The sequence below is a fragment of the Burkholderia sp. PvR073 genome (genome assembly GCF_054055695.1).
On the sequence record NZ_JBSRXO010000006.1, the window covers coordinates 278,833 to 300,251 of the forward strand.

The 21,419-nt window shown below is 67.2% G+C and carries 15 protein-coding genes; 4 read left to right on the forward strand and 11 right to left on the reverse strand.

The features are described 5' to 3' along the window. Positions 1 to 145 precede the first annotated feature (145 nt). Positions 146 to 5,404: an autotransporter outer membrane beta-barrel domain-containing protein gene (locus ACVK00_RS20185; RefSeq protein WP_284894869.1), complete on the forward strand. Its 5,259-nt coding sequence runs from the start codon at positions 146 to 148 to the stop codon at positions 5,402 to 5,404. 131 nt (positions 5,405 to 5,535) lie between these two features. Here ACVK00_RS20185 and ACVK00_RS20190 read toward each other — a convergent pair whose 3' ends face one another. The 6 genes from ACVK00_RS20190 to ACVK00_RS20215 form a co-directional block, all read right to left on the reverse strand. Beyond that, a complete protein-coding gene (locus ACVK00_RS20190) occupies positions 5,536 to 6,261 on the reverse strand; it encodes an amino acid ABC transporter ATP-binding protein (RefSeq protein WP_006761144.1) in 726 nt (241 codons plus the stop codon). After that, a complete protein-coding gene (gene gltK / locus ACVK00_RS20195; RefSeq protein WP_006755149.1) occupies positions 6,258 to 6,935 on the reverse strand; it encodes a glutamate/aspartate ABC transporter permease GltK in 678 nt (225 codons plus the stop codon). Before gltK ends, ACVK00_RS20190 begins: the two co-directional genes overlap by 4 nt. After that, positions 6,935 to 7,675: an amino acid ABC transporter permease gene (locus ACVK00_RS20200; protein ID WP_228906869.1), complete on the reverse strand. Its 741-nt coding sequence runs from the start codon at positions 7,673 to 7,675 to the stop codon at positions 6,935 to 6,937. Before ACVK00_RS20200 ends, gltK begins: the two co-directional genes overlap by 1 nt. A gap of 84 nt (positions 7,676 to 7,759) precedes the next feature. After that, the gene (locus ACVK00_RS20205; protein WP_228906868.1) at positions 7,760 to 8,653 is read right to left on the reverse strand and encodes a glutamate/aspartate ABC transporter substrate-binding protein; all 894 of its coding nucleotides are present in this window, start codon (positions 8,651 to 8,653) and stop codon (positions 7,760 to 7,762) included. Positions 8,654 to 8,917: 264 nt separating this feature from the next. Beyond that, the gene (locus ACVK00_RS20210) at positions 8,918 to 10,204 is read right to left on the reverse strand and encodes a Glu/Leu/Phe/Val family dehydrogenase (protein WP_228906867.1); all 1,287 of its coding nucleotides are present in this window, start codon (positions 10,202 to 10,204) and stop codon (positions 8,918 to 8,920) included. Between the two features lie 264 nt (positions 10,205 to 10,468). After that, the gene (locus ACVK00_RS20215; protein WP_284894872.1) at positions 10,469 to 11,422 is read right to left on the reverse strand and encodes a LysR substrate-binding domain-containing protein; all 954 of its coding nucleotides are present in this window, start codon (positions 11,420 to 11,422) and stop codon (positions 10,469 to 10,471) included. A gap of 264 nt (positions 11,423 to 11,686) precedes the next feature. Between ACVK00_RS20215 and purB the strand changes: the two genes are divergently transcribed. Next, complete coding sequence (gene purB / locus ACVK00_RS20220; RefSeq protein ID WP_228906865.1) at positions 11,687 to 13,075, forward strand: adenylosuccinate lyase; 1,389 nt, start codon at positions 11,687 to 11,689, stop codon at positions 13,073 to 13,075. A 103-nt stretch (positions 13,076 to 13,178) separates the two neighbouring features. On the opposite strand, the gene ACVK00_RS20225 is transcribed toward purB, so the two are convergent. Continuing rightward, complete coding sequence (locus ACVK00_RS20225; protein ID WP_284894873.1) at positions 13,179 to 14,600, reverse strand: NAD(P)/FAD-dependent oxidoreductase; 1,422 nt, start codon at positions 14,598 to 14,600, stop codon at positions 13,179 to 13,181. Between the two features lie 267 nt (positions 14,601 to 14,867). Between ACVK00_RS20225 and ACVK00_RS20230 the strand changes: the two genes are divergently transcribed. Further along, positions 14,868 to 15,515 carry a TetR/AcrR family transcriptional regulator gene (locus tag ACVK00_RS20230; RefSeq protein WP_284894874.1) on the forward strand — a complete coding sequence of 216 codons (648 nt, stop codon included), beginning with the start codon at positions 14,868 to 14,870 and terminating at the stop codon, positions 15,513 to 15,515. A 71-nt stretch (positions 15,516 to 15,586) separates the two neighbouring features. On the opposite strand, the gene ACVK00_RS20235 is transcribed toward ACVK00_RS20230, so the two are convergent. The 4 genes from ACVK00_RS20235 to edd all read right to left on the reverse strand — a co-directional run bounded on the left by ACVK00_RS20235 (position 15,587) and on the right by edd (position 20,189). After that, on the reverse strand, positions 15,587 to 16,090 hold the full coding sequence (locus ACVK00_RS20235) for a gluconokinase (protein ID WP_175674870.1): 504 nt from the start codon (positions 16,088 to 16,090) through the stop codon (positions 15,587 to 15,589). 13 nt (positions 16,091 to 16,103) lie between these two features. Beyond that, positions 16,104 to 17,465, reverse strand: a complete 1,362-nt coding sequence (locus ACVK00_RS20240; RefSeq protein ID WP_165750870.1) for a GntP family permease — start codon at positions 17,463 to 17,465, stop codon at positions 16,104 to 16,106. 221 nt (positions 17,466 to 17,686) lie between these two features. Beyond that, the gene (gene eda / locus ACVK00_RS20245) at positions 17,687 to 18,313 is read right to left on the reverse strand and encodes a bifunctional 4-hydroxy-2-oxoglutarate aldolase/2-dehydro-3-deoxy-phosphogluconate aldolase (RefSeq protein WP_175725931.1); all 627 of its coding nucleotides are present in this window, start codon (positions 18,311 to 18,313) and stop codon (positions 17,687 to 17,689) included. Positions 18,314 to 18,332: 19 nt separating this feature from the next. Further along, positions 18,333 to 20,189 carry a phosphogluconate dehydratase gene (gene edd, locus ACVK00_RS20250; RefSeq protein ID WP_228906862.1) on the reverse strand — a complete coding sequence of 619 codons (1,857 nt, stop codon included), beginning with the start codon at positions 20,187 to 20,189 and terminating at the stop codon, positions 18,333 to 18,335. Between the two features lie 293 nt (positions 20,190 to 20,482). Here edd and ACVK00_RS20255 point away from each other — a divergent pair, with 293 nt between their 5' ends. Next, entirely contained in the window at positions 20,483 to 21,331 is an 849-nt protein-coding gene (locus ACVK00_RS20255; RefSeq protein ID WP_228906861.1) for a MurR/RpiR family transcriptional regulator, read from the forward strand. Positions 21,332 to 21,419: the final 88 nt, after the last annotated feature.

Here is a 21,419-nt window from a genome sequence, read left to right on the forward strand (position 1 = left end):
CCCCGGTGTAACGGATCACGATTGGCGCGACATCCGCAATGCGGCAACGGCCGCCGCACGCCCATTCGAGCCATTTTCCCGCCGTGGAATGCGCTTTCACCGCATCGCGGTGGACACCACTTCAAAAAAGAGAGAGGGGCTTGTCGTGAATCACTCATTTCGATCGATATGGAGCGAAGCCGCCGGCTGCTGGGTGGCGGTCGCGGAAACGGCCCGGGCGCGCGGCAAGCGTTCGGGCGGCGAATCGGGCGCAAGCCGCCCTGCCGGCCGCATGGCGGCCCGCTGCTCGCCGCTGCGGGTCGCCGCGCTCGGCGCCGCGCTGGCCGCGCTGTCGGCCGGCTCCGCGTACGCATCGACGTGCGGCGACGGCTCCGCGGTCGCAAGCGGCGGCGCTTGCGCGCTCGGCAGCTACAGCCCGACCGTGAACGACAACCTGGCCGGCGCCACGACCGTGTCGGGCGGCGACACGGTCGGCGTGACGGGTGCATGGACGGGCGCCGCCGCCGACCCCGGCTATACGCTCACGCCGATCGGCAATACGTCGATCGTGTCGGGCAACCCGAACCAGCCGCTGCTGTCGCTCGGCGGCAAGACGCAGAGTGTCAGCACGCCCGACACGATCACGGGCACCCATGCATCGATCGCCACGTACGACTCGTCCGCGTTTGCCGCGTCGACGGCGGGCGCGACCAACGTGCCCGTCTACCAGGACGTGAATGGCAACCAGTACGTGAACCTTCGGCTCGGCACCGTCGACAACACCGGCGGCACGCTGAACGTGTCGATCGGCAATCCGGCGAACGCGCCCGCCGCGGCCGGCAACGCGATCTCGATCGCGCCGAAGCAGACCGACCTGACCTTCGCGGACGGCACCGGCTCGGCAAAGAGCGTCGTCAACTGGAATTCGCGCAACCAGATCTGGCTCGGCACCGGCGACTATCTCGCGAGCGGCGGCGCCGTCGGCCAGGTCCAGCTCGACGTGCCGACCTATGCGGGCACCTTCACCGCGTTCGACGGCAGCACGTGGACCGTGAGTGACGCCGCATCGCTCGCCGCGTACAACGACTTCCTCGCGCGCGCGGTCCGCAGCGGCGCGCTCGGCTCGCAAGCGGCGTACGACACCGCGTTCGGCCAGGCCGTCACCTTCACGCAGGAAACCTTCCAGTACGCGAACAACGTGTCGGCCGGCGACAAGAACACGCTGCCGATCGACCATCTGTCGGTGATGCACGGCACGGGCGCGAACGCGACGCTGCAGATCGGCAAGGACGGCCAGATCGACTTCCGCGGCACCAACACGATCGAATCGAGTTCGGCCGTCCTCGCGGAAAACGGCGCGCACTTCGTCAACGACGGCCGCCTGTCCGGCGACTTCACGCTGGTGCGCCTGCTCACCGGCGCGAGCGGGGTCAACAACGGCGTGATCTCGTCCGGCTACGCGTCCGGCGACAATGTCGACACGAGCAGCAGCACGCCGCCCGACAACTTCGGATTCCACGCGTACACCGAGGGCAACGGCGTGTACGCAAGCGGCACGGGCACGACGTTCGTGAACAACGGCGTGATGAACGTCGGCGCCTGGACGCTCGACGGCAACCGCCCCGACCTGCAGAACTACGCGGTGGCCGTGACGGGCGGCGCGAACGCGTCCAACGCCGGCACGATCAACGTCGGCGTCAACGCGACGACGCTCGACAGCCAGGTGATCGGCGGCTTCGCGGCCGGCGGCACCTTCACCAACGAGGCCGGCGGCACGATCCAGCTCGGCCGCGCGGCCCAGTACGCGCCCGGGGCAGCGGCGAACGACGTCGCGCTGTCCGCGCGCGCGTACGGGATCCTGCTCGGCGCCTCGGGCACGGCCAGCAACCTCGGCTCGATCGTGATCGGCTCGCAGACGCAGAACGGTGCGGGGATGGCGAGCCTCGGCTCGTCGTCCGGCACGCTGCGCAACGCGGGCTCGATCGTCGTGAACGGCGCGGCGCCCGGCACGCCGCTCGCGAACGTCGGCATGCTCGCGGCCAACACGGCCGCGACCGTCACCAACACGGGCACGATCACGCTGAACGGCGTGAACGGGATCGGCATCATGGTGGTCGGCACCGGGTCGACCGCGACGGCGGCGACGTCGACCGGCACGATCAACGTGGCCGGCGGGCTCGACCCGGCATCGGACACGCGCAACTACGGCGTGTGGGCCGAAGGGTCGCGCGCGAAGGCCACGGTCGACGGCGCGCTCAACCTGACGGGCAACGGCGCGATCGGCGTCCATGCGCGCTCGGGCGCGACCATCGACGTCGGCGCGAACGCGGTGCCCGACTTCATGTCGGGCACGAACCAGATCGGCTTCTATGCGTATGGCGCGGGCTCGAGGATCAACGTCGCCGCGCAGCACCTGAGCGTCGATACCGACGATTCGACACTGTTCCGGATCGCGGGCGGCGCGGCCTATACGGGCGCGTCGGCCGCCGGCACGCTGACGACGGACGTGACCGGCCAGGGTGCGCGCGGCGTGCTCGCGACCGGCGCCGGCACGACGCTGTCGACCGGCAACGCCACCTACAACGTCAACGGCACGAACGGCATCGCGGTGGCGGTCGAAGGTGGTGCGCAAGGCTCGATCGACGCCGGCGCGACGATCAACCTGAATGCGGCCGGCGCGATGGCGGGTGTCGTCGACGGCCAGGCGCACGACCTCGCCGGCGCGAATGCCGGCGCGCCGGTCGCGACGACGCTGGCCAACGCTGCCGCGGTCACCTCGTCGAGCGCGGGCGTGACGGGTTTCGTCGCGCGTAACCTCGGCACGCTCGAGAACCGCGGCTCGGTGCTGCTGACCGGTGCCGGCTCGACGGGCGTCGTGATCGGCCCGCTCGGCACGGTGAACAACGCGTCGGCGATCCGCGTGTCGAACGGCACCGGCGCGCTCGTGCAGGGCGCGTCGGCGACGCTCGCCAACGCGGGCACGATCGAGGCCGACGACGGCGTCGCGGGCGTGCACCTGACCGGCGCGGGCGCCTCGGTCGCGCTGTCGGGCGCGGGCACGGTCATCGCCAACGGCAGCGCCGACGGCGTGCTGGTCGATTCGAGCGTCGCGGACGGCGGGATCGCGGCCGGCGCGACGTCGATCGCGGTGGGCGGCGCCGGCAAGGGCATCGACAACCTCGGTACGAACACGACGATCGCGCTGTCGGGCACGCAGATCGGCACGACCGGCAACGGCGCCGACGGGCTGTCGTCGACAGGCGCCGGCGCCCGCATTGCGACCGATGCGGCGACCGTCGTGCACACCGCCGGCGACAACGCACGCGGCCTCGTGGTGGCGGGCGCGGATTCGACGCTCGCGGCCAACGGCACGACGGTCGCGACGACGGGCGCCGGCGCGCACGCGATCGTCGCGGGCAGCGGCGCGAGCGCGTGGCTGTCGGGCGCGAAGGTCTCCACGGCGGGTGCGGCGGCCGACGGCCTCGTCGCGCAGAACGGCGGCCGCATCGGCGACACGGGTTCGTCGATCGCGAGCGCGGCCGGCAGCGGCGCGAACGTCGACAGCGGCGGCGTGCTCGCGCTGACCGGCACGACGCTCAAGGGCGCGACCGCCGGCGTGCTGAGCACCGACACGCTCGCGACCGGCGCGACGAGCGCGGTGCTGGTCGACGGCGGCAGCGTCGCGTCCGTCGCCGGGCCGGCGTTCGCTGCACGCGGCGGTACGGTCGACATCGCGGTGCGCAACGGCACCGTCGTGACGGCCGGCAACGGCACGCTGCTGGACCTCGCGAACGGCAGCACCGCGACCTTCAACGCATCGGCGGTCAACCTGAGCGGCGACATCCTCTCCGACGCGTCGAGCACCGGCAACGTGCTCCTGGCGAACGGCACGACGCTCACCGGCAAGATCGACCCGGTCGCGCTAACCGTCGACGGCACGAGCACGTGGCGCATGACCGGCAGCTCCGCGCTGAGCAGCCTGAACAATGCGGGCCTCGTCGCATTCGCTGCACCGTCCGGCGCGCCGACGGCGGCAGGCAGCTACCGGACGCTGACGACCGGCAGCTACGTCGGCTACGGCGGCACCCTCGCGCTGAACACCTACCTCGGCGCGGATGCGTCGCCGACCGACCGGCTGATCGTGAACGGCGGCACCGCGAGCGGCACGACGGGGCTGAAGATCGCGAACACGGCCGGCACCGGCGCTCAGACGACCGGCGACGGGATTCCGGTGGTCGTCACGGCCAACGGCGGCACGACCGCCGCATCGGCGTTCCATCTCGCGGGGCCGGTGCAGGCCGGCGCATACGAATACCGGCTCTATCGCGGCGGACAGAGCGACGCGAACGGCTGGTACCTGCGCTCGCAACTCGACCCGACGGATCCTGACGATTCGATTCATCCGTCCGGCAACGCCAATGGCAACGGCAACGGCAACGGCAACGGAGGCAATCTCGCGTATCGCCCGGGCGTCGCGGGCTATGCGATGACGCCGCTGCTGAACGCCGACTACGGCTTCTCGACGCTCGGCAAGCTGCACGAACGCGTCGGCGATATCTACAACCTCGAGAAGCAGGCGCCGGGCAACCGCGACGGCGTGTGGGGCCGCATCGGCGGACAGAGCCTCGACGCGAACGCAGGCCGCTTCGCGGCCGACGAGCGCACGTTCTTCGCGCAGTTCGGCAAGGACTGGACGCTCGACCAGGCCGCGGCCGGCGGCAGCACGCACGCGGGCGTGACGGCGAGCATCGGTGTCGCGAACGCGAGCTTCGACGACATGGCGCGTGCCGATACGCCGGGCCTGTCGACGTCGACGGGCTCGGTCGAGATGCACGCGCAGAGCGTCGGCGGCTACTGGACGCGCTACCTCGCCGACGGCACCTACTTCGACAGCGTCGGTCAGATCACGCACTACGGCAACCGCTATCGCGACAGCTACGGCAACGAGGCGTCGCAGAACGGCTTCGGCATCGCGCTGTCGCAGGAAGTCGGCAAGCCGTTCGGGATCAGCGGCACGCCGATCGCGGTCGAGCCGCAGGCGCAGCTGATGTATCAGTATCTGAAACTGAACGGGTTCAACGACAACGTGTCGGCCGTATCGGGCACGACGACCCACGCGTTACGCGGGCGCGTCGGCGTGCGGATCTTCCGGCCGAACCTCGACGCGAACGCGGGCGGCGGCGCCGCGACGCCGTACTTCACGGCCGACGTGCTGCACGACTTCCTGTCGCCGGGCCAGACGGTCGTCGGCGGCACGCCGTTCGCGACGCACCTCGGCCGCACCTGGTACGAGCTGGGCCTGGGCGTGACCGCGGGCTTCGGCAAGTCGGGCGAGCTGTACGCGAACGTGAAATATGCGCGCAACCTCGGTGGCGATTACCGGCGCGGCGTCACCGGGCAGGTCGGTTACCGCTACAGCTGGTAACGCGCGACGCGAACCCGTCCGGCGGCCGCAGGCGACGGACGGGCGACGGGCGGCCGGCGAAAAAAAACCGCCCGGCGTTCGGCCGGGCGGTTTCCGCATTCGCGCACACGAAGCGCGCGATGCACGAACGCTCAGTGCAGGATTTTCGCGAGGAAGTCCTTCGCGCGATCCGACCTCGGATTCGAGAAGAAATCGTCCTTGCGGTCGTCCTCGACGATCGCGCCCTTGTCCATGAAGATCACGCGATGGGCGACCTTCTTCGCGAAGCCCATTTCGTGCGTGACGACCATCATCGTCATCCCTTCCTGCGCGAGCTCGACCATCACGTCGAGCACTTCGTTGATCATCTCCGGATCGAGCGCGGACGTCGGCTCGTCGAACAGCATCGCGATCGGGTCCATCGACAGCGCACGCGCGATCGCGACCCGCTGCTGCTGGCCGCCCGACAGTTGCCCCGGAAACTTGTGCGCATGCGCCTTCAGGCCGACGCGATCGAGCAGCTTCATGCCCTTCTCGTTCGCTTCGTCCTTGCCGCGGCCGAGCACCTTGATCTGCGCGAGCGTCAGGTTCTCGGTGATCGACAGGTGCGGGAACAGCTCGAAATGCTGGAACACCATCCCGACCTTCGAGCGCAGCTTCGACAGGTTCGTCTTCCGGTCGCCGACCGACTGGCCGTTCACGAGGATCTCGCCCTGCTGAAACGGCTCGAGGCCGTTGACGGTCTTGATCAGCGTCGACTTGCCCGAGCCCGACGGACCGCACACGACGACCACCTCGCCTTTCTTCACCTCGGTCGTGCAATCGGTGAGGACCTGAAACTGGCCGTACCACTTCGAAACGTTCTTGATGGAAATCATCTTGTGACCTTTTTCTGGAGACCTTTGACGAGGGCAGACGCCACCGAGCAAATCACGAAATAGCATGCACCCGCGAACAGGACCATCTCGACGGTCGTGCCGTCGCGATCGCCGATGTTGGCGGCCGTGCGGAAGAAGTCCGCAAGACTGATCACGTACACGAGCGACGTATCCTGGAACAGGACGATCGCCTGCGTGAGCAGCAGCGGCACCATCGCGCGGAACGCCTGCGGCAGGATCACGAGGCGCATGGCGTGCGCGTAGTTCATGCCGAGCGCGAACGCGGCGTTCATCTGCCCGCGCGGCACCGCCTGGATGCCGGCACGGATGATCTCGGAATAATACGCGGCTTCGAACAGCGAGAACGCGACCATCGCCGACGCAAGCCGGATGTCGATCGTCGGCGACAGCCCGAGCACGCCCTGCAGCACCTGCGGCACGATCAGGAAGAACCACAGCAGCACCATCACGAGCGGAATCGAGCGGAACACCGTCACGTACGCTTTCGCGAACCACGCGAGCGGCTTCACGCCTGACAGCCGCATCAGCGCCAGCAGCGTGCCCCAGACGATGCCGACGACGATCGCGATCAGCGTGATCTTGAACGTGACGATCGCGCCGGACCACAGCGTCGGCATCGCGCCGGGAATACTACTCCAGTCGAACTGATGCATCACTTGCCTCCGATGTAGCCGGGCAGCCGCGTGCGGCCTTCGATCCAGCGCATGAACGACATCACGACGAGGTTGATGACCACGTACGCGAGCGTCACCGCGATGAACGACTCGTAGGTCTGCGCGGTGTAGTCGACGAGCTGGCGCGCCTGCGCGGACAGATCGAGCAGGCCGATCGTCGACGCGACGGCGGAGTTCTTGAAGATGTTCAGGAACTCGGACGTGAGCGGCGGCACGATGATCCGGTAGGCCACCGGCAGCAGCACGTAGCGGTACGTCTGCCATTGCGTGAAGCCCATCGCGAGGCCGGCGGCGCGCTGGCCCGTCGGCAGCGCGTTGATCCCCGAGCGCACCTGTTCGCACACGCGCGCACCGGTGAACAGGCCAAGACAGACGATCGACGCGGTGAAGAACTGCGTGGTCGGCGGCAGTTGCTTGATCCAGGTGCCGACCGACGCGGGCAGCAGTTCGGGCACGACGAGGTACCAGACGAAGAACTGCACGATCAGCGGGATGTTCCGGAAGATCGACACATAGACGGTGCCGATCGCGGACAGCCATTTGTTCGGCACCGTGCGCAGCACGCCGAACATCGAACCGACGATCAGCGCGATGACCCAGGCGACGAGCGACACTTCGATCGTCACCCAGAAGCCGGACATCAGCCATCCGAAATAAGTCGTCGGCTCGCCGGTCGATACGGGGCTCAGGAAGATGCCCCAGTTCCAGTGGTAAGACATGGGCAAGACTCCAGCAAAAAGAAACGGAAGAAGCGTGGCCTCTTCCGTTTCAGTAGCGTCATTACTGCGTCAACGTCCGTGTGGTCAGTCGAGCGCCTTGTCGTTCGGGTTCGCGTACAGCTTCTTCATCGAATCGGACAGCGGGAAGTTCAGGTTCAGCCCCTTCGGCGGAATCGGGCTCTCGAACCACTTCGCGTAGATCTTCGCGGCTTCGCCCGACTTCTCGACTTGCGAGATCGCGTCGTCGACAACCTTCTTGAAGTCCGTATCGCCCTTGCGCATCATGCAGCCGTAAGCCTCTTCCGATTGCGGCGTGCCGACGATCACCCACTCGCCCGGCTGCTTCGCCTTCGCGCGCTCGCCCGCGAGCAGTGCGTCGTCCATCATGAACGCGACCGCGCGGCCCGACTCGAGCGTGTTGAACGAGTCGCCGTGGTCCTTCGCGCTGATGATGTTCATGCCCAGCTGCTTGTCGTTGTTCATCTTGCGCAGCAGGCGCTCGGACGTCGTGCCGGCGGTGGTCACGACCGTCTTGCCCTTCAGGTCGGCGAAGTCCTTGACGCCCGAATCCTTCTTCGTCATCAGGCGCGTGCCGATCACGAAGATCGTGTCGGAGAACGCGGCTTGCTGCTGACGCTCGGTGTTGTTGGTCGTCGAGCCGCACTCGATGTCGACCGTGCCGTTCTGCACGAGCGGGATGCGGTTCTGCGACGTGACCGGGATGTTCTTGACCTGCAGGTTCGCCAGGCTCAGCTTCTTCTTCACCGCGTCCACGACCTTCATCTGGAATTCGCGCGAATAGCCGACGACCTGCTGGTTCTGGTCATAGTAGGAGAACGGGATCGACGATTCGCGGTGCCCCAGCGCGATCACGCCCGTGTCCTTGATCTTCTTCAGCGTGCCGGTCTCCTGTGCATGCGCGCCGCTCGCGAACGCGCAGAGCGCCGCGACCATCAGGACTGCCTTCTGGTATTTCATTTTGGTCATCTCCTTTGCTAAAACCCGCGCCAGTGTATCAAAGTAATATTTTTGAAAGAACTGGTTGTTTACCGCACTACGAATCGCCCTGTATGAAGCCTTCCTCCCGGCTTCGGGCGCGCTTGTGACGCATGAATGCACGCGCGGGCGGTGCCGGATTCGGCACCGCCCGCGAGGGATCATGCACGCAACCGGTGGATTGCGTCATGCTTTGATCGTAGTCAACCGAGCGCCGATCGGCAATGACCGATCGGCGACACCCGATCAGGGGTACAGGCCGCGCATTTCGCGCGCCATCAGGATGCGCTTGCACGCGACGATGAACGCCGCCGTACGCACCGACACCTTGTGCTCTTCCGAAACCGCCCACACGCCGGCGAACGCTTCGCGCATCACGCGCTCGAGACGGTGGTTGATCTCGTCTTCCGTCCAGAAGAAGCTCGAGAAGTCCTGCACCCACTCGAAGTACGACACGGTCACGCCGCCCGCGTTCGCGATCACGTCCGGGATCACGAGCACGCCGTTCGCGCTCAGGATGTCGTCGGCCGCCGTCGTCGTCGGGCCGTTCGCGCCTTCGACGATGATCTTCGTGCGGATCTTCGATGCGTTCTTCTCGGTGATCTGGTTTTCCAGTGCCGCCGGGATCAGGATGTCGGTCTCGACCGTCCAGAACTCGTCGTTCGGCATCGGCTCGGCGCCTTCGAAGCCCGCGACGCCGCCCGTGCGTGCCACGTGGTCGAGCAGCTTGTTCGAATCGAGGCCGGCCGGTCGGTAGATCGTGCCCGTGTGATCCTGCACCACGATCACCTTCGCACCCGCTTCCTGGAACAGCTTCGCCGCGATGCCGCCGACGTTGCCGAAGCCCTGCACCGCGATGCGCGCGCCTTCGATTTCCAGGCCCTTCTTCTTCGCCGCTTCGCAGCCGACGACGAACACGCCGCGGCCCGTCGCTTCCTTGCGGCCGAGCGAACCGCCAAGCGCGATCGGCTTGCCGGTCACGACGCCGGTCGACGTCTGGCCCTGGTTCATCGAGTACGTGTCCATCATCCACGCCATCACCTGTTCGTTGGTGTTGACGTCCGGCGCCGGAATGTCGGTGTTCGGTCCGATGATGATGCCGATTTCGCTGGTGTAGCGACGCGTCACGCGCTCGAGCTCACCGCGCGAGAGCTTGCGCGGGTCGACGCGGATGCCGCCCTTCGCGCCGCCGTACGGCACGTTCACGGCCGCGTTCTTCACCGACATCCATGCGGACAGCGCCATCACTTCCGACAGCGTCACGTCCTGGTGGTAACGCACGCCGCCCTTGCCCGGACCGCGCGACACGTTGTGCTGCACGCGATAGCCTTCGAAGTGCGCGACGGTGCCGTTGTCGAGCTCGATGGGGCAGTCGACGATCAGGATGCGCTTCGGACGCTTCAGCGTTTCAAGCCAGCGCGACAGCGAACCGAGGTACGGTGCGACGCGATCGACCTGCTGAAGGTAGTTGCCCCACGGGCCGAGATCGTCGGCGTGCAGGTAGGACGGGATGGACTGCAGTTGCGAAGACATGGATGCTCCAACGTTCAACGGATTGCGCACATTGTCGAAAAACCCATTTTTTTTATCCAATGCCGTTTGCTTATTCGATTATGCGTTTCTTGCATGATCGGGATTTTTCGCAAATCCGCGGTCGATTTGCGCAAGAACGTCCGCGATCGGTCGTGCATCGCGTTGCGCGAAAATCGTTGGTGAATACGCCGGATGCGCGCCGGACAGCCGTCCGACAGGCGCGGCAGGCTTGTCGTCAGCCGCGCACAGCCGTGCTCGGCCCCATCATTCGGCCGTGTCGCGCAATTCGTCGCGCACGACTTCCCATAACGCGCGCACGAGTTTCTGGCGCGGATCGTCGCCCTGCAGCGCGAGCTTGTCGCAGTACAGGCGAATCTCCATCGTCAGCGTGAACGGATGCGTGCCGCCGCGCGCGGAACGGTCGAGCCGGATCAGGCGGCCGCCGGCCACCGCGTCCTCGACCGCGCTGTGCGGCAGGAACGCGACGCCGTGGCCCGCGAGCGCCATCGCCTTCAGCCCTTCGGCCATGTCGGTTTCGTAGACGCGATCGAGGAACAGCCGCGTCGGTGCGTTCGCAACGATGACTTCGGTCATCCGGCCGAGATACGCGTTCGGCGTATACGACAGGTACGGCACGCGCGCCTCGGCCGTGCCCGGCAGCGTGTAGCGCGGCCGGCCGGCGCGACCCGGCGCCGAGAACGGGCTGATCGGCTCGCTGCCGAGGACCAGCATGTCGTAGCGCGCCGGGTCGAGCGCGACCGGGTGGCTCGGGTGGTGGTAGCCCATCACGAGATCGCAGCCGCCCTCGACGAGCGACAGCACGGCATCGTGCACGTTCAGCGCGCGCAGCCGCGTGTGGACTTGCCCCATCTTCGCCTCGATCCGCTGCAGCCAGCGCGGGAAATACGTGAGCGACAGCGTGTGCGGCACCGCGAACTCGATCGTCGGCACCGGCGCGCCGACGTGGCCGCGCAGCAGCGTGCGCGCCTCGTGCGCCTGCGACAGCATCGTCAGCGCCTGCTCGTAGAAGATCTGGCCGGCCTGCGTGAGCCGCGTCGGATAGACCGAACGATCGATCAGTTCGGTCGAGACCCATGCTTCCAGCGCCTGGATGCGCCGCGAGAACGCGGGCTGCGACACGTGCCGCAGTTCGGCGGACCGGCTAAAGCTGCGCGTTTCCGCGAGCGAGACGAAGTCTTCGAGCCATTTCAGTTCCATGCAGGCGGGGCGCGGCGGGCGGCGGTCGGGAAGAAGCCTGCATTCTACCGGCGGGCGGGTCCGGCCGGCGGTGCGGCGGGCGGCCCGGCGAGCCGGCGCGGGCGCCCGCCGGCAGGCCGCGGCGCGTCGCCCGGGCGCCGGGTGCGCGCCGATCGCCCGTGGCAGGGGCGGCCGGACCGGTTCGGCCGGGATCGACCCGCGCCAATGGTAAAATGGCGGATTCTCCTCCCCCTCGTTCGCCCCGGCTCCAAGGCCCGCCCGATCATGTCCGACACTCGTCCCGATACGCTTTTCGCCCTCACCGCGCTCTCGCCCATCGACGGCCGCTACGCCAGCAAGACCGAAGCGCTGCGCGACTGGCTCTCCGAAGCCGCCTTCATGCGCCACCGCGTCACCGTCGAGGTGCACTGGCTGATCGCGCTGTCGCGCGCCGGCTTCGCGGAAGTCCCGCGCTTCTCCGACGCCTCCGAACAATTCCTGCTGCAGCTCGCCGAGCGCTTCACCGCGCACGACGCCGCGCGCATCAAGGAAATCGAGCGCGTGACGAACCACGACGTGAAAGCCGTCGAATACTGGCTGAAGGAATCGGTCAAGGGCCAGGCCGAGCTCGAAAAGGCCAGCGAATTCATCCACTTCGCGTGCACGTCCGAAGACATCAACAACACGTCGCACGGGATGATGCTCGCCGGCGCACGCGAGCACGTGATCCTGCCGGCGCTGCGCACGGTCCACCAGCGCCTCGTCGCGCTGTCGCACGCCCACGCCGAGCAGCCGATGCTGTCGCGCACGCACGGCCAGCCGGCCAGCCCGACGACGCTCGGCAAGGAACTCGCGAACGTCGCCGCGCGCCTCGCCCGCGCGATCACGCGCATCGAGAAGGTCGAAATTCTCGGCAAGATGAACGGCGCGGTCGGCAACTTCAACGCGCACCTGTCCGCGTATCCGGAATTCGACTGGGAAGCGTTCTCGCGCGACGTGATCGAGAACCGCCTGAAGCTGACGTTCAACCCGTACACGATCCAGATCGAGCCGCACGACTACATGGCCGAGCTGTTCGACGCGGTCGCTCGCGCGAACACGATCCTGCTCGACCTCGACCGCGACGTGTGGGGCTACATCTCGGTCGGCTACTTCAAGCAGAAGACGAAGGCCGGCGAGATCGGCTCGTCGACGATGCCGCACAAGGTCAACCCGATCGATTTCGAGAACTCGGAAGGCAACCTCGGCCTCGCGAACGCGACGCTGCGCCACCTCGCCGACAAGCTGCCGGTGTCGCGCTGGCAGCGTGACCTGACCGACTCGACGGTGCTGCGCAACATGGGCGTCGCGCTCGGCTACTCGCTGCTCGCGTACGACTCGCTGATCCGCGGCCTCGACAAGCTCGAAGTGAACCCGCAGCGCCTGAACGAAGACCTCGACAACTGCTGGGAAGTGCTCGCGGAGCCGGTGCAGACGGTGATGCGCCGCTACGGCATCGAGAACCCGTACGAGCAGCTGAAGGAACTGACGCGCGGCAAGGGCATCACGCGCGAAGCGCTGCAGGAATTCGTCGGCACGCTGGCGATCCCGCAGGACGCGAAGGATCGCCTGCTCGCGATGACGCCTGCGTCGTACATCGGCAAGGCCGTCGACCTCGCGAAGCGGATCGCGTAAGCGCCGCCGTCGCCGGACGGAAAAAAAGCCCGATGCGAGCAAGTTCGCATCGGGCTTTTTTCTTGGCGGCCGGCGCGCGGCCAGGCGTCGGAAAATCGGAACCTCAGAACGAGATCATCCGCCCCGGATTCAGCGCGCTCATCACGCTCATCGCCGCCTTCGCGGCTGGAATCGCGATCGGCGACAGCTGCCGGCCGAGCGGAATCTCGCGATGGTCGATGCCGGTCAGCATCGAGAAATCGTCATTGCGGCCGACGAAATCGTCGCAAATCGCCTTGCCGATCCGCACCGTCTGCGCGACGCCGTGCCCGCTCCAGCCCTGCACCATGTACATCGGCACGCGGCCGTCGGTCTTGCGGCTGTCGGTCGCGCCGTTCAGCGTGAAGTCGCTGACGCCGCTCCAGCAGTAGTCGAGCGCGAAGCGGCCGTCGTGCTGCGGGAACACCGTGTTCAGTCGCGTCAGCAGATACGCGTTGACGTCCTGCTGCGCCCAGCACGTGCCGGTGCCCTGCCCGCCGAACAGCAAGCGGTTACCGCGCACCGGCCGGTAGTAGTCGATCTGGAACTGCGTGTCGTACACCGGCATGCCGGCCGGCATCAGCGTCGCGACATCGACGTCGAGCGGCGCCGTCACGCTGACGTACGTGAAGAACGGCACGGTGGTCGCGCCGCCGTCATCCAGCAGCCGGAACGTCGTGTTGTGCAGCGCGAGCACGACGCCGCGACGCGCGGTGATCGTGCCGCCCGGCGTCGTCGCGACGACGCCCGCGGGCGTTTCGTCGAGCTCGAGCACCTCGGTGCCCTCGTACAGCGCACCGCCGTTCAACTGGAAGCCATGCACGAGGCCGCGCACCAGCGCGAGCGGATGAAGCTGGCCGCCGAGCGCGTCGATCGCCGCGCCGTGATACAGGCCCGAGCGCACGTATTCGTCGTGCAGCTGATGGCGGCCGACGAGCGTCACGCCGGCGTCGCCGAGATGGCGGCGGGCGTCCGCGCCGTCGAGCAGCGCGCTCATGTGGCCCGGGTGGACCGCCGCCGTCACGTGGCCGTTCTTGCGATCGAGGTCGAGCGCGTAACGCGCGCCGATTTCATCGATCAGGTCCATCGATTCGGTCGACGCGAAGCGCCACAGCCGCTTCGCATCGTCGTGCGACAGGTAGTCGATCATGTCGGCGGCTTCCCAGCGCGCGAGGCCCGGCGTGAGCTGGCCGCCGTTGCGGCCCGACGCCGCGGAGCCGACGTGATGCTTGTCGACGAGGATCGTGTCGACCCCCGCTTCCGCGAGATGCAGCGCGGCCGACGCGCCGAGCAGCCCCGAGCCGATCACCAGCACGTCGCACACGGCGTCGTGCGCGAGCGGCGCGCCGCTTTCACGGCGCGACAACGACGCCTCGTACCAGTTGGCCGGACGCTCGCCGTCGTAGCGGGACGGCTCGCACCAGTTCCAGTTGTCCTTTTCGACGTTCAGTTGCGTCTGGTCGAAACGCGATTCGCCCTGGATCAGGGGTTTGTTGTAGGTAGTCATGATTGCACTTGCATGGTCTTGGGCCGCCAGTCGAAGGGCCGTGAGGCTTCGCGGGTGGGGCAGCCGGTTCCACTTGGGTGTCAACGAGAGAAAGGGCGCGATGGCCCGTGTTGACGGCAGGCACGCATGTGTCTGCCTGGATCCCGGACTGTGCGAAAGCACGCATTGAAAGGTGCCGGGACACCCAATTTCTACACCGCAGAAATAATTCTACAGCGTAGAATATACTTTCGTCAAGTTGACAGCCGGACGCCCCAACCGCCCCCCATGAAAGACAAACCCGCCCAAGGCCCGCGCGGCCTCGACAAGGACGCGATCGTCGCGGCCGCGCTCGCGCTGCTCGAAGAGGTCGGCGAAGCCGCATTCAGCGTGCGCAAGCTCGCGCAGTCGGTCGGCTGCGACCCGATGAGCGTGCTGTATCACTTCAAGTCGAAGGACGGCCTGACCCGCGCGATCGCGAATGCGCTGTCGCGCTCGCTCGTGCCGGTCGACGACACGCTGCCGTGGCGCGAGCGGCTGCGCGATCTCGCGCGCCAGTACCGCGCGCTCGCGCTGCGTTACCCCGCCGCGTTCGCGCTGCTGCAGCGGCACATGAGCACGGGGCCGGCCGATCTTGCGCACATCGAGGCCGTGCATCGCGCGCTGGCCGACGCCGGCATCGCGCGCACCGCATTGCCGGCCATGTGCGTCGGCTGGTATGCGAGCGTGATCGGGCTCGCCGCCGCCGAGGCCGGCGGCCTCACGCGGCCCGCGAACGACGTCGAGCTCGCGGAAATGAATGCGCTGCCCGATACCGCGCATCCGCTCGTCAAATCGGCCGCCCCGCTCTATGCGCGGCTCGATCCGGCCGTGGTGCATGACACGATGCTCGACGTGCTGCTCGACGGCATCGCGCGGCACGCGCACGCAGCCTGACCGGCGCGCGCGCCGCCAACGAAAAAGGCGCCCGAAGGCGCCTTTTTCATGAAGATTGCGGCAAACCGCGCTCAGTGCTGCTGCGCGAAGCCGATCTTCACCATCACTTCATTGACGATCTGTTCGGGCGTCAACTCGATGCTGACCTCGATCGCTTCGTCCGGGCCCGGCTCCTCGAGCGTGTCCAGCTGGCTCTTCAGCAGCGACGGATCGAAGAAATGGCCGGTGCGGCTCTTCAGGCGCTCGTGCAATACCTCGAACGAACCCTTCAGATACACGAACCGCACGTCGGTGTCGGTGCCACGCAGCACGTCGCGGTACGACCGCTTCAGCGACGAGCACGTGAACACGGCCGTCTCGCCGGCGCGCTGCTTTTCCTCGATGGCCGCGCGGATCGTGCGCAGCCACGGCCAGCGGTCGTCGTCGGTCAGCGGAATGCCGTGATGCATCTTTTCCTTGTTCGCCGCGCTGTGAAACGCGTCGCCATCGGTATAGCTGCACGACAGGCGTTCCGCCAGCATTTCGCCGATTCGCGACTTGCCCGCGCCCGACACGCCCATTGCGATCAGAATCATTGACTACCCCTTGTTACAGAACCAAGCTCAGCAGCAGCGTGAAGCTAAGACCGAGCACCGAGATGATGGTTTCAAGCAGCGACCAGGTCTTGAACGTCTGACCAACCGTCATCCCGAAGTATTCCTTGATCAGCCAGAAGCCGCCGTCGTTCACGTGCGAGAAGATCAGCGAGCCCGAGCCCGTCGCGAGCACCAGCAGCTCCGGGCTGACCGCCGCGCCGGACGCCGCCGCGATCGGCGCGACGATGCCGCAGGCCGTCGTCATCGCGACCGTCGCCGAACCCGTCGCGAGACGCATCAGCGCCGCGACGAACCAGCCGAGCAGCAGCGGCGACAGATGCGCGTGCTTCGCGGTCTCGACGATCTGCTGCGAGATCCCGCTGTCGCGCAGGACGCCGCCGAAGCCGCCGCCCGCACCGACGATCAGCGTGATGCCGGCGATCGGCGCCAGACACTCGCCGCAGAACTTCTGGATCTGGTCGCGGTTGAAGCCCTGCAGCTTGCCGAACGTGAAGAAGCTCACCAGCACGGCGATCAGCAGCGCGACGTCGGAGTTGCCGGCAAAGCGCAGCAGGTTGTTCGGCAGCGACTTCGGCGCGAACACCAGGTCGGCCCAGCTGCCGACCAGCATCAGCACGACGGGCAGCAGGATCGTGAACAGCGTGATGCCGAAGCTCGGCAGTTCGCGCTTGCGACCCTCCGTGTGCGTATCGACGAACTGCGCCGCGAGCGGATTGTTTTCCGGCAGCTTCACGAACTTCGAGATCGTCAGCGCGAACAGCGGACCGGCGATGATGGCGGTCGGCACGCCGACGATCAGGCCGAATGCGATCGTCTTGCCGATATCGGCGCCATATTGCTGAACGGCCAGCAGCGCGGCCGGGTGCGGCGGGATCAGCCCGTGCACGACGGACAGGCCGGCCACCATCGGCAGGCCGACGACGAGCAGCGACTTGCCGGTGCGCTTCGCGACGTTGAACGCGATCGGGATCAGCAGCACGAAGCCGACTTCGAAGAACACCGGCAGGCCGACGATGATCGCGACGAACATCATCGCCCAGTGGATGTTCTTTTCACCGAACCAGTCGATCAGCGTGGTCGCGATCCGTTCGGCGCCGCCCGATTCGGCCATCATCTTGCCGAGCATCGTGCCGAGGCCGACGACGATGGCAATGTGGCCGAGCGTGCCGCCGGTGCCCGTTTCGAACGACTTGACGATCTTGTCCATCGGCATGCCGACGACGAGACCGAGGCCCAGCGAAACGATGATCAGCACCAGGAACGGGTAGATCTTGTAGCGCGCGATCATCAGGATCAGCGCGGCGATCGCGATCAGCGTGAATACGAGCAGCATGCTGCCTTGGACAGCCCCCATGTGGCACTCCTCCTAGAATTTGTTCGAACCGGGCGAGGTGTTGCGAGTATGCCCGGCTATGCAGGTCTCCGAAACACGGGGGGTACCCACCCCGTGAGGACGCTGAATTTTACTTATCTTTGCGGCCCGCGGATAGAACCGGTTCCATCAGCAAAAACCCTCGGTAAAACAAGCACTAAGCGCTCGTTTACCGAGGGTCGAACGATCATTTCATACAAGTATTAACGGGGGAGCTGGCTCGCGGCTTGCGCGAGGCGCGTGACCTCGGCCCAATCCTGCGCGGCGAGCGCGGCTTTCGGCGTGAGCCACGAGCCGCCGACGCACACGACGTTCGGCAGCTTCAGGAAATTCGGCGCGCTTTCGGCCGTGATGCCGCCCGTCGGGCAGAACTTCAGCGCCGGGAACGGGCCGTGGAACGCCTGCAGCATCGGCACGCCGCCGGCCTGCTGCGCAGGGAAGAACTTGACGATCTCGTAGCCGAATTCGAGCGCCTGGATGATGTCGCTCGGTGTCATCACGCCCGGCAGCAGCGGCAGGTCCGCGTCGAGCGACGCGAGGTGCAGGTCCTTCGTCAGGCCCGGCGACACGCCGAACTTCGCGCCCGCGCGCTTCGCCTGCGCGCAGTGCTCGGGCTTCGTGATCGTGCCGACGCCGACGACGATGTCGTCCGCGAGCTGGCTCGCGCGCTGGATCGCCTCCAGGCCCGCCGGCGTGCGCAGCGTGATCTCGAGCACCTTGACGCCGCCCGCGTGCAACGCGCGCGACACGTGTTCACCCTGCTCGACCGAGTCGAATGCGAGCACCGGAATCACCGGGCCCAGCTTCACGATTTCGCCAATCGTCTTCATTGATGACACTCCTTGAAATTCATGCAGCGACGCCGACGGCCGTTTCGCCGACCAGCGTCCCGAAAACCGATGCGCCCTGCTCGGCCGGCGCGGCCGCCGCGCGGAACACGCCGAACAGTTCGCGCCCGAAACCCGTCTCGTTGTCGGCCTGATGCAGCGGCTGCGCGACCGCGCGCGCTTGCCACTCGGCGTCGTCGACCTCGATGTCGAGGATGCCGGCTTCCGCGTCGATCACGAGCGTGTCGCCCGTCTGCACCTTGCCGAGCGGGCCGGCCAGCAGCGCTTCCGGCGACACGTGGATCACCGCCGGCACCTTGCCCGATGCGCCGGACATGCGGCCGTCGGTGACGAGCGCGACGTGGAAGCCCTGATCCTGCAGCACGCCGAGCAGCGGCGTCAAACGGTGCAGCTCGGGCATCCCGTTCGCGCGGGCGCCCTGGAAGCGCACGACCGCGACGAAATCGCGCTTCAGCTCGCCGCGATCGAATGCCGCCTGCACGGCTTCCTGCGAATCGAACACGATCGCGGGTGCCGTCACCTTGCGGTGCTCGGGCGCGACCGCCGAAATCTTGATCACGCCGCGGCCGAGCCGGCCCTGCATCAGGCGCAGGCCGCCGTCCGGCTGGAACGGCTCGCGAATGCCGCGCAGCACCTTCGTGTCGTGGCTCTCGGCCGTGCCGTCGACCCACGTCAGCTTGCCGTCGATCAGCTTCGGCTCCTTCGTGTAGTGCGACAGGCCCTTGCCCGCGACCGTCGTCACGTCTTCGTGCAGCAGCCCGCCTTCGAGCAGGTTGCGCACCAGGAACGCAACGCCGCCCGCCGCGTGGAAATGGTTCACGTCCGCCTTGCCGTTCGGGTAGATCTTCGCGAGCAGCGGCACGACGGCCGACAGCTCGTCGAAATCGTTCCAGTCGATCAGCACGCCGGCCGCGCGCGCGATCGCGACGAGGTGCAGCGTGTGGTTGGTCGAGCCGCCCGTCGCGAGCAGCGCGACGATCCCGTTGACGATCGCCTTCTCGTCGATCACATGGCCGATCGGCGTGTACTGGCCGCGCTCGACCGTCAGGTCGAGCACGCGGCGCGCGGCTTCGGCCGTCAGCGCGGTACGCAGCGGCGTGTGCGGATGGACGAACGCCGAGCCCGGCAGGTGCAGGCCCATCAGCTCCATCAGCATCTGGTTGCTGTTCGCGGTGCCGTAGAACGTGCAGGTGCCGTGGCCGTGATACGCGGCCGATTCGGCTTCGAGCAGCGCGTCGCGGCCGACCTGGCCGGTCGCGAACTGCTGGCGGATCTTCGCCTTGTCGTCGTTCGACAGGCCGCTCGTCATCGGGCCGGCCGGCACGAAGATGGTCGGCAGGTGGCCGAACTGCAGCGCGCCGATCAGGAGGCCCGGCACGATCTTGTCGCAGATGCCGAGGCAGAGCGCCGCGTCGAACATGTTGTGCGTGAGCGCGATCGCCGTGCCCATCGCGATCGCCTCGCGCGAGAACAGCGACAGCTCCATCCCGGGGTTGCCCTGCGTGACGCCGTCGCACATCGCCGGCACGCCGCCCGCGAACTGCGCGACGCCGCCGTTCTCGCGCGCGGCGGCCTTGATGATGTCGGGGAAATCCTTGTACGGTGCGTGCGCGGACAGCATCTCGTTGTACGAGGACACGATGCCGATGTTCGGCTCGCGGATTGCCTTGATCTGGAACTTGTCGCTGCCTTCGAGACCCGCGAAGCCGTGCGCGAGGTTCGCGCACGACAGCGCGCCGCGTGCCGGGAACTTGCCTTGCGCGCCGTCGAGGCGCTGCAGATAGGCGGAACGGGTCGATTGGCTGCGGGCGATCACGCGTTCGGTGACTTTCGCCAGAGTGGGGTGCAGCGACGTCATGCTGGGCGCTCCTGTATGCCGGACGACACCGGCGGTTGGAATCGTGGGGACGGTCGAGTGCGTCGAACGAACGAAGCCAGTCTAGTAGAAAAACTACATGCGCGCAATGCAGATCAACCGACACGCAACCCACATTCCCGCCACCAGTAAGGCTTTACCTAGTGAAAACCCTAATTCACCACCCCAACCGAAGCAGAAATTACCGGCAATGCAGCTAGCATTTTCATGTAGATTTTCTACAATTCGATTGCGATACACTCGCTCACCCGAACCCCATTTCCATCCACCGCCCCATGCTGCCTCGCATTGAAGCGATCCGCGCCGACCTGCGCCCGTCCGAGCGCAAGCTCGCCGACTACATCCTCGCCGCGCCGCGCGAGGTGCTCGACCTCGCGATGACCGAGCTGTCGACCCGCGCGGGCGTCAGCCAGCCGACCATCGCGCGCTTCTGCCAGGCGCTCGGCTGCAGCGGCTTTCGCGAATTCAAGATCCGGCTCGCGCAGAGCGTCGCACCGGGCGTGTCGTCGGTGTATCGCGACGTCGAGCCCAACGAACCCGCGCCCGGCATCATCGGCAAGGTATTCGACCGCACGATCGGGGCGTTGATCGAGGTGCGCAACAGCCTGTCGGCCGGCAGCGTCGCCGACGCGATCGCGCTGCTGTCGAACGCGTCGCGCATCGAGTTCTACGGCGCCGGCGGCTCGGGCATCGCCGCGCAGGACATCCAGCACAAGTTCTTCCGGCTCGGCGTGCCGAGCGTCGCGTATTCGGACCCGCACACGTTCTCGATGTCGTCGGCGCTGCTCGGGCCGCACGACGTCGTCGTCGCGATCTCGAACACTGGCCGCACGCGCGACATCGTGGATGCCGCGCGCTCCGCGCTCGCGTGCGGCGCGAAGGTGGTCGCGATCACGCAGAGCCATTCGCCGCTCGCGAAACTCGCGACGGTGAGCCTCGCGTCGAACGTGGCCGAGGAAACCGACGTGTTCTCGCCGATGACGTCGCGGATGTCGCACCTCGCGATCGGCGACATCCTCGCGGTCGGCGTCGCGCTGTCGCGCGGGCCCGCACTGATGGAGCGCGTCGGCCGCGCGAAGGAGGCGATCACCCGCCGCCGGATCGACGACCCGACGAAGGATTGACGCGCGCGACGCGCACGTGAAAACGGCGCCCCGAGGGGCGCCGTGTTTTCATGTGTGCATCGATCGACCGCCCGCATGCTCGTCGAAA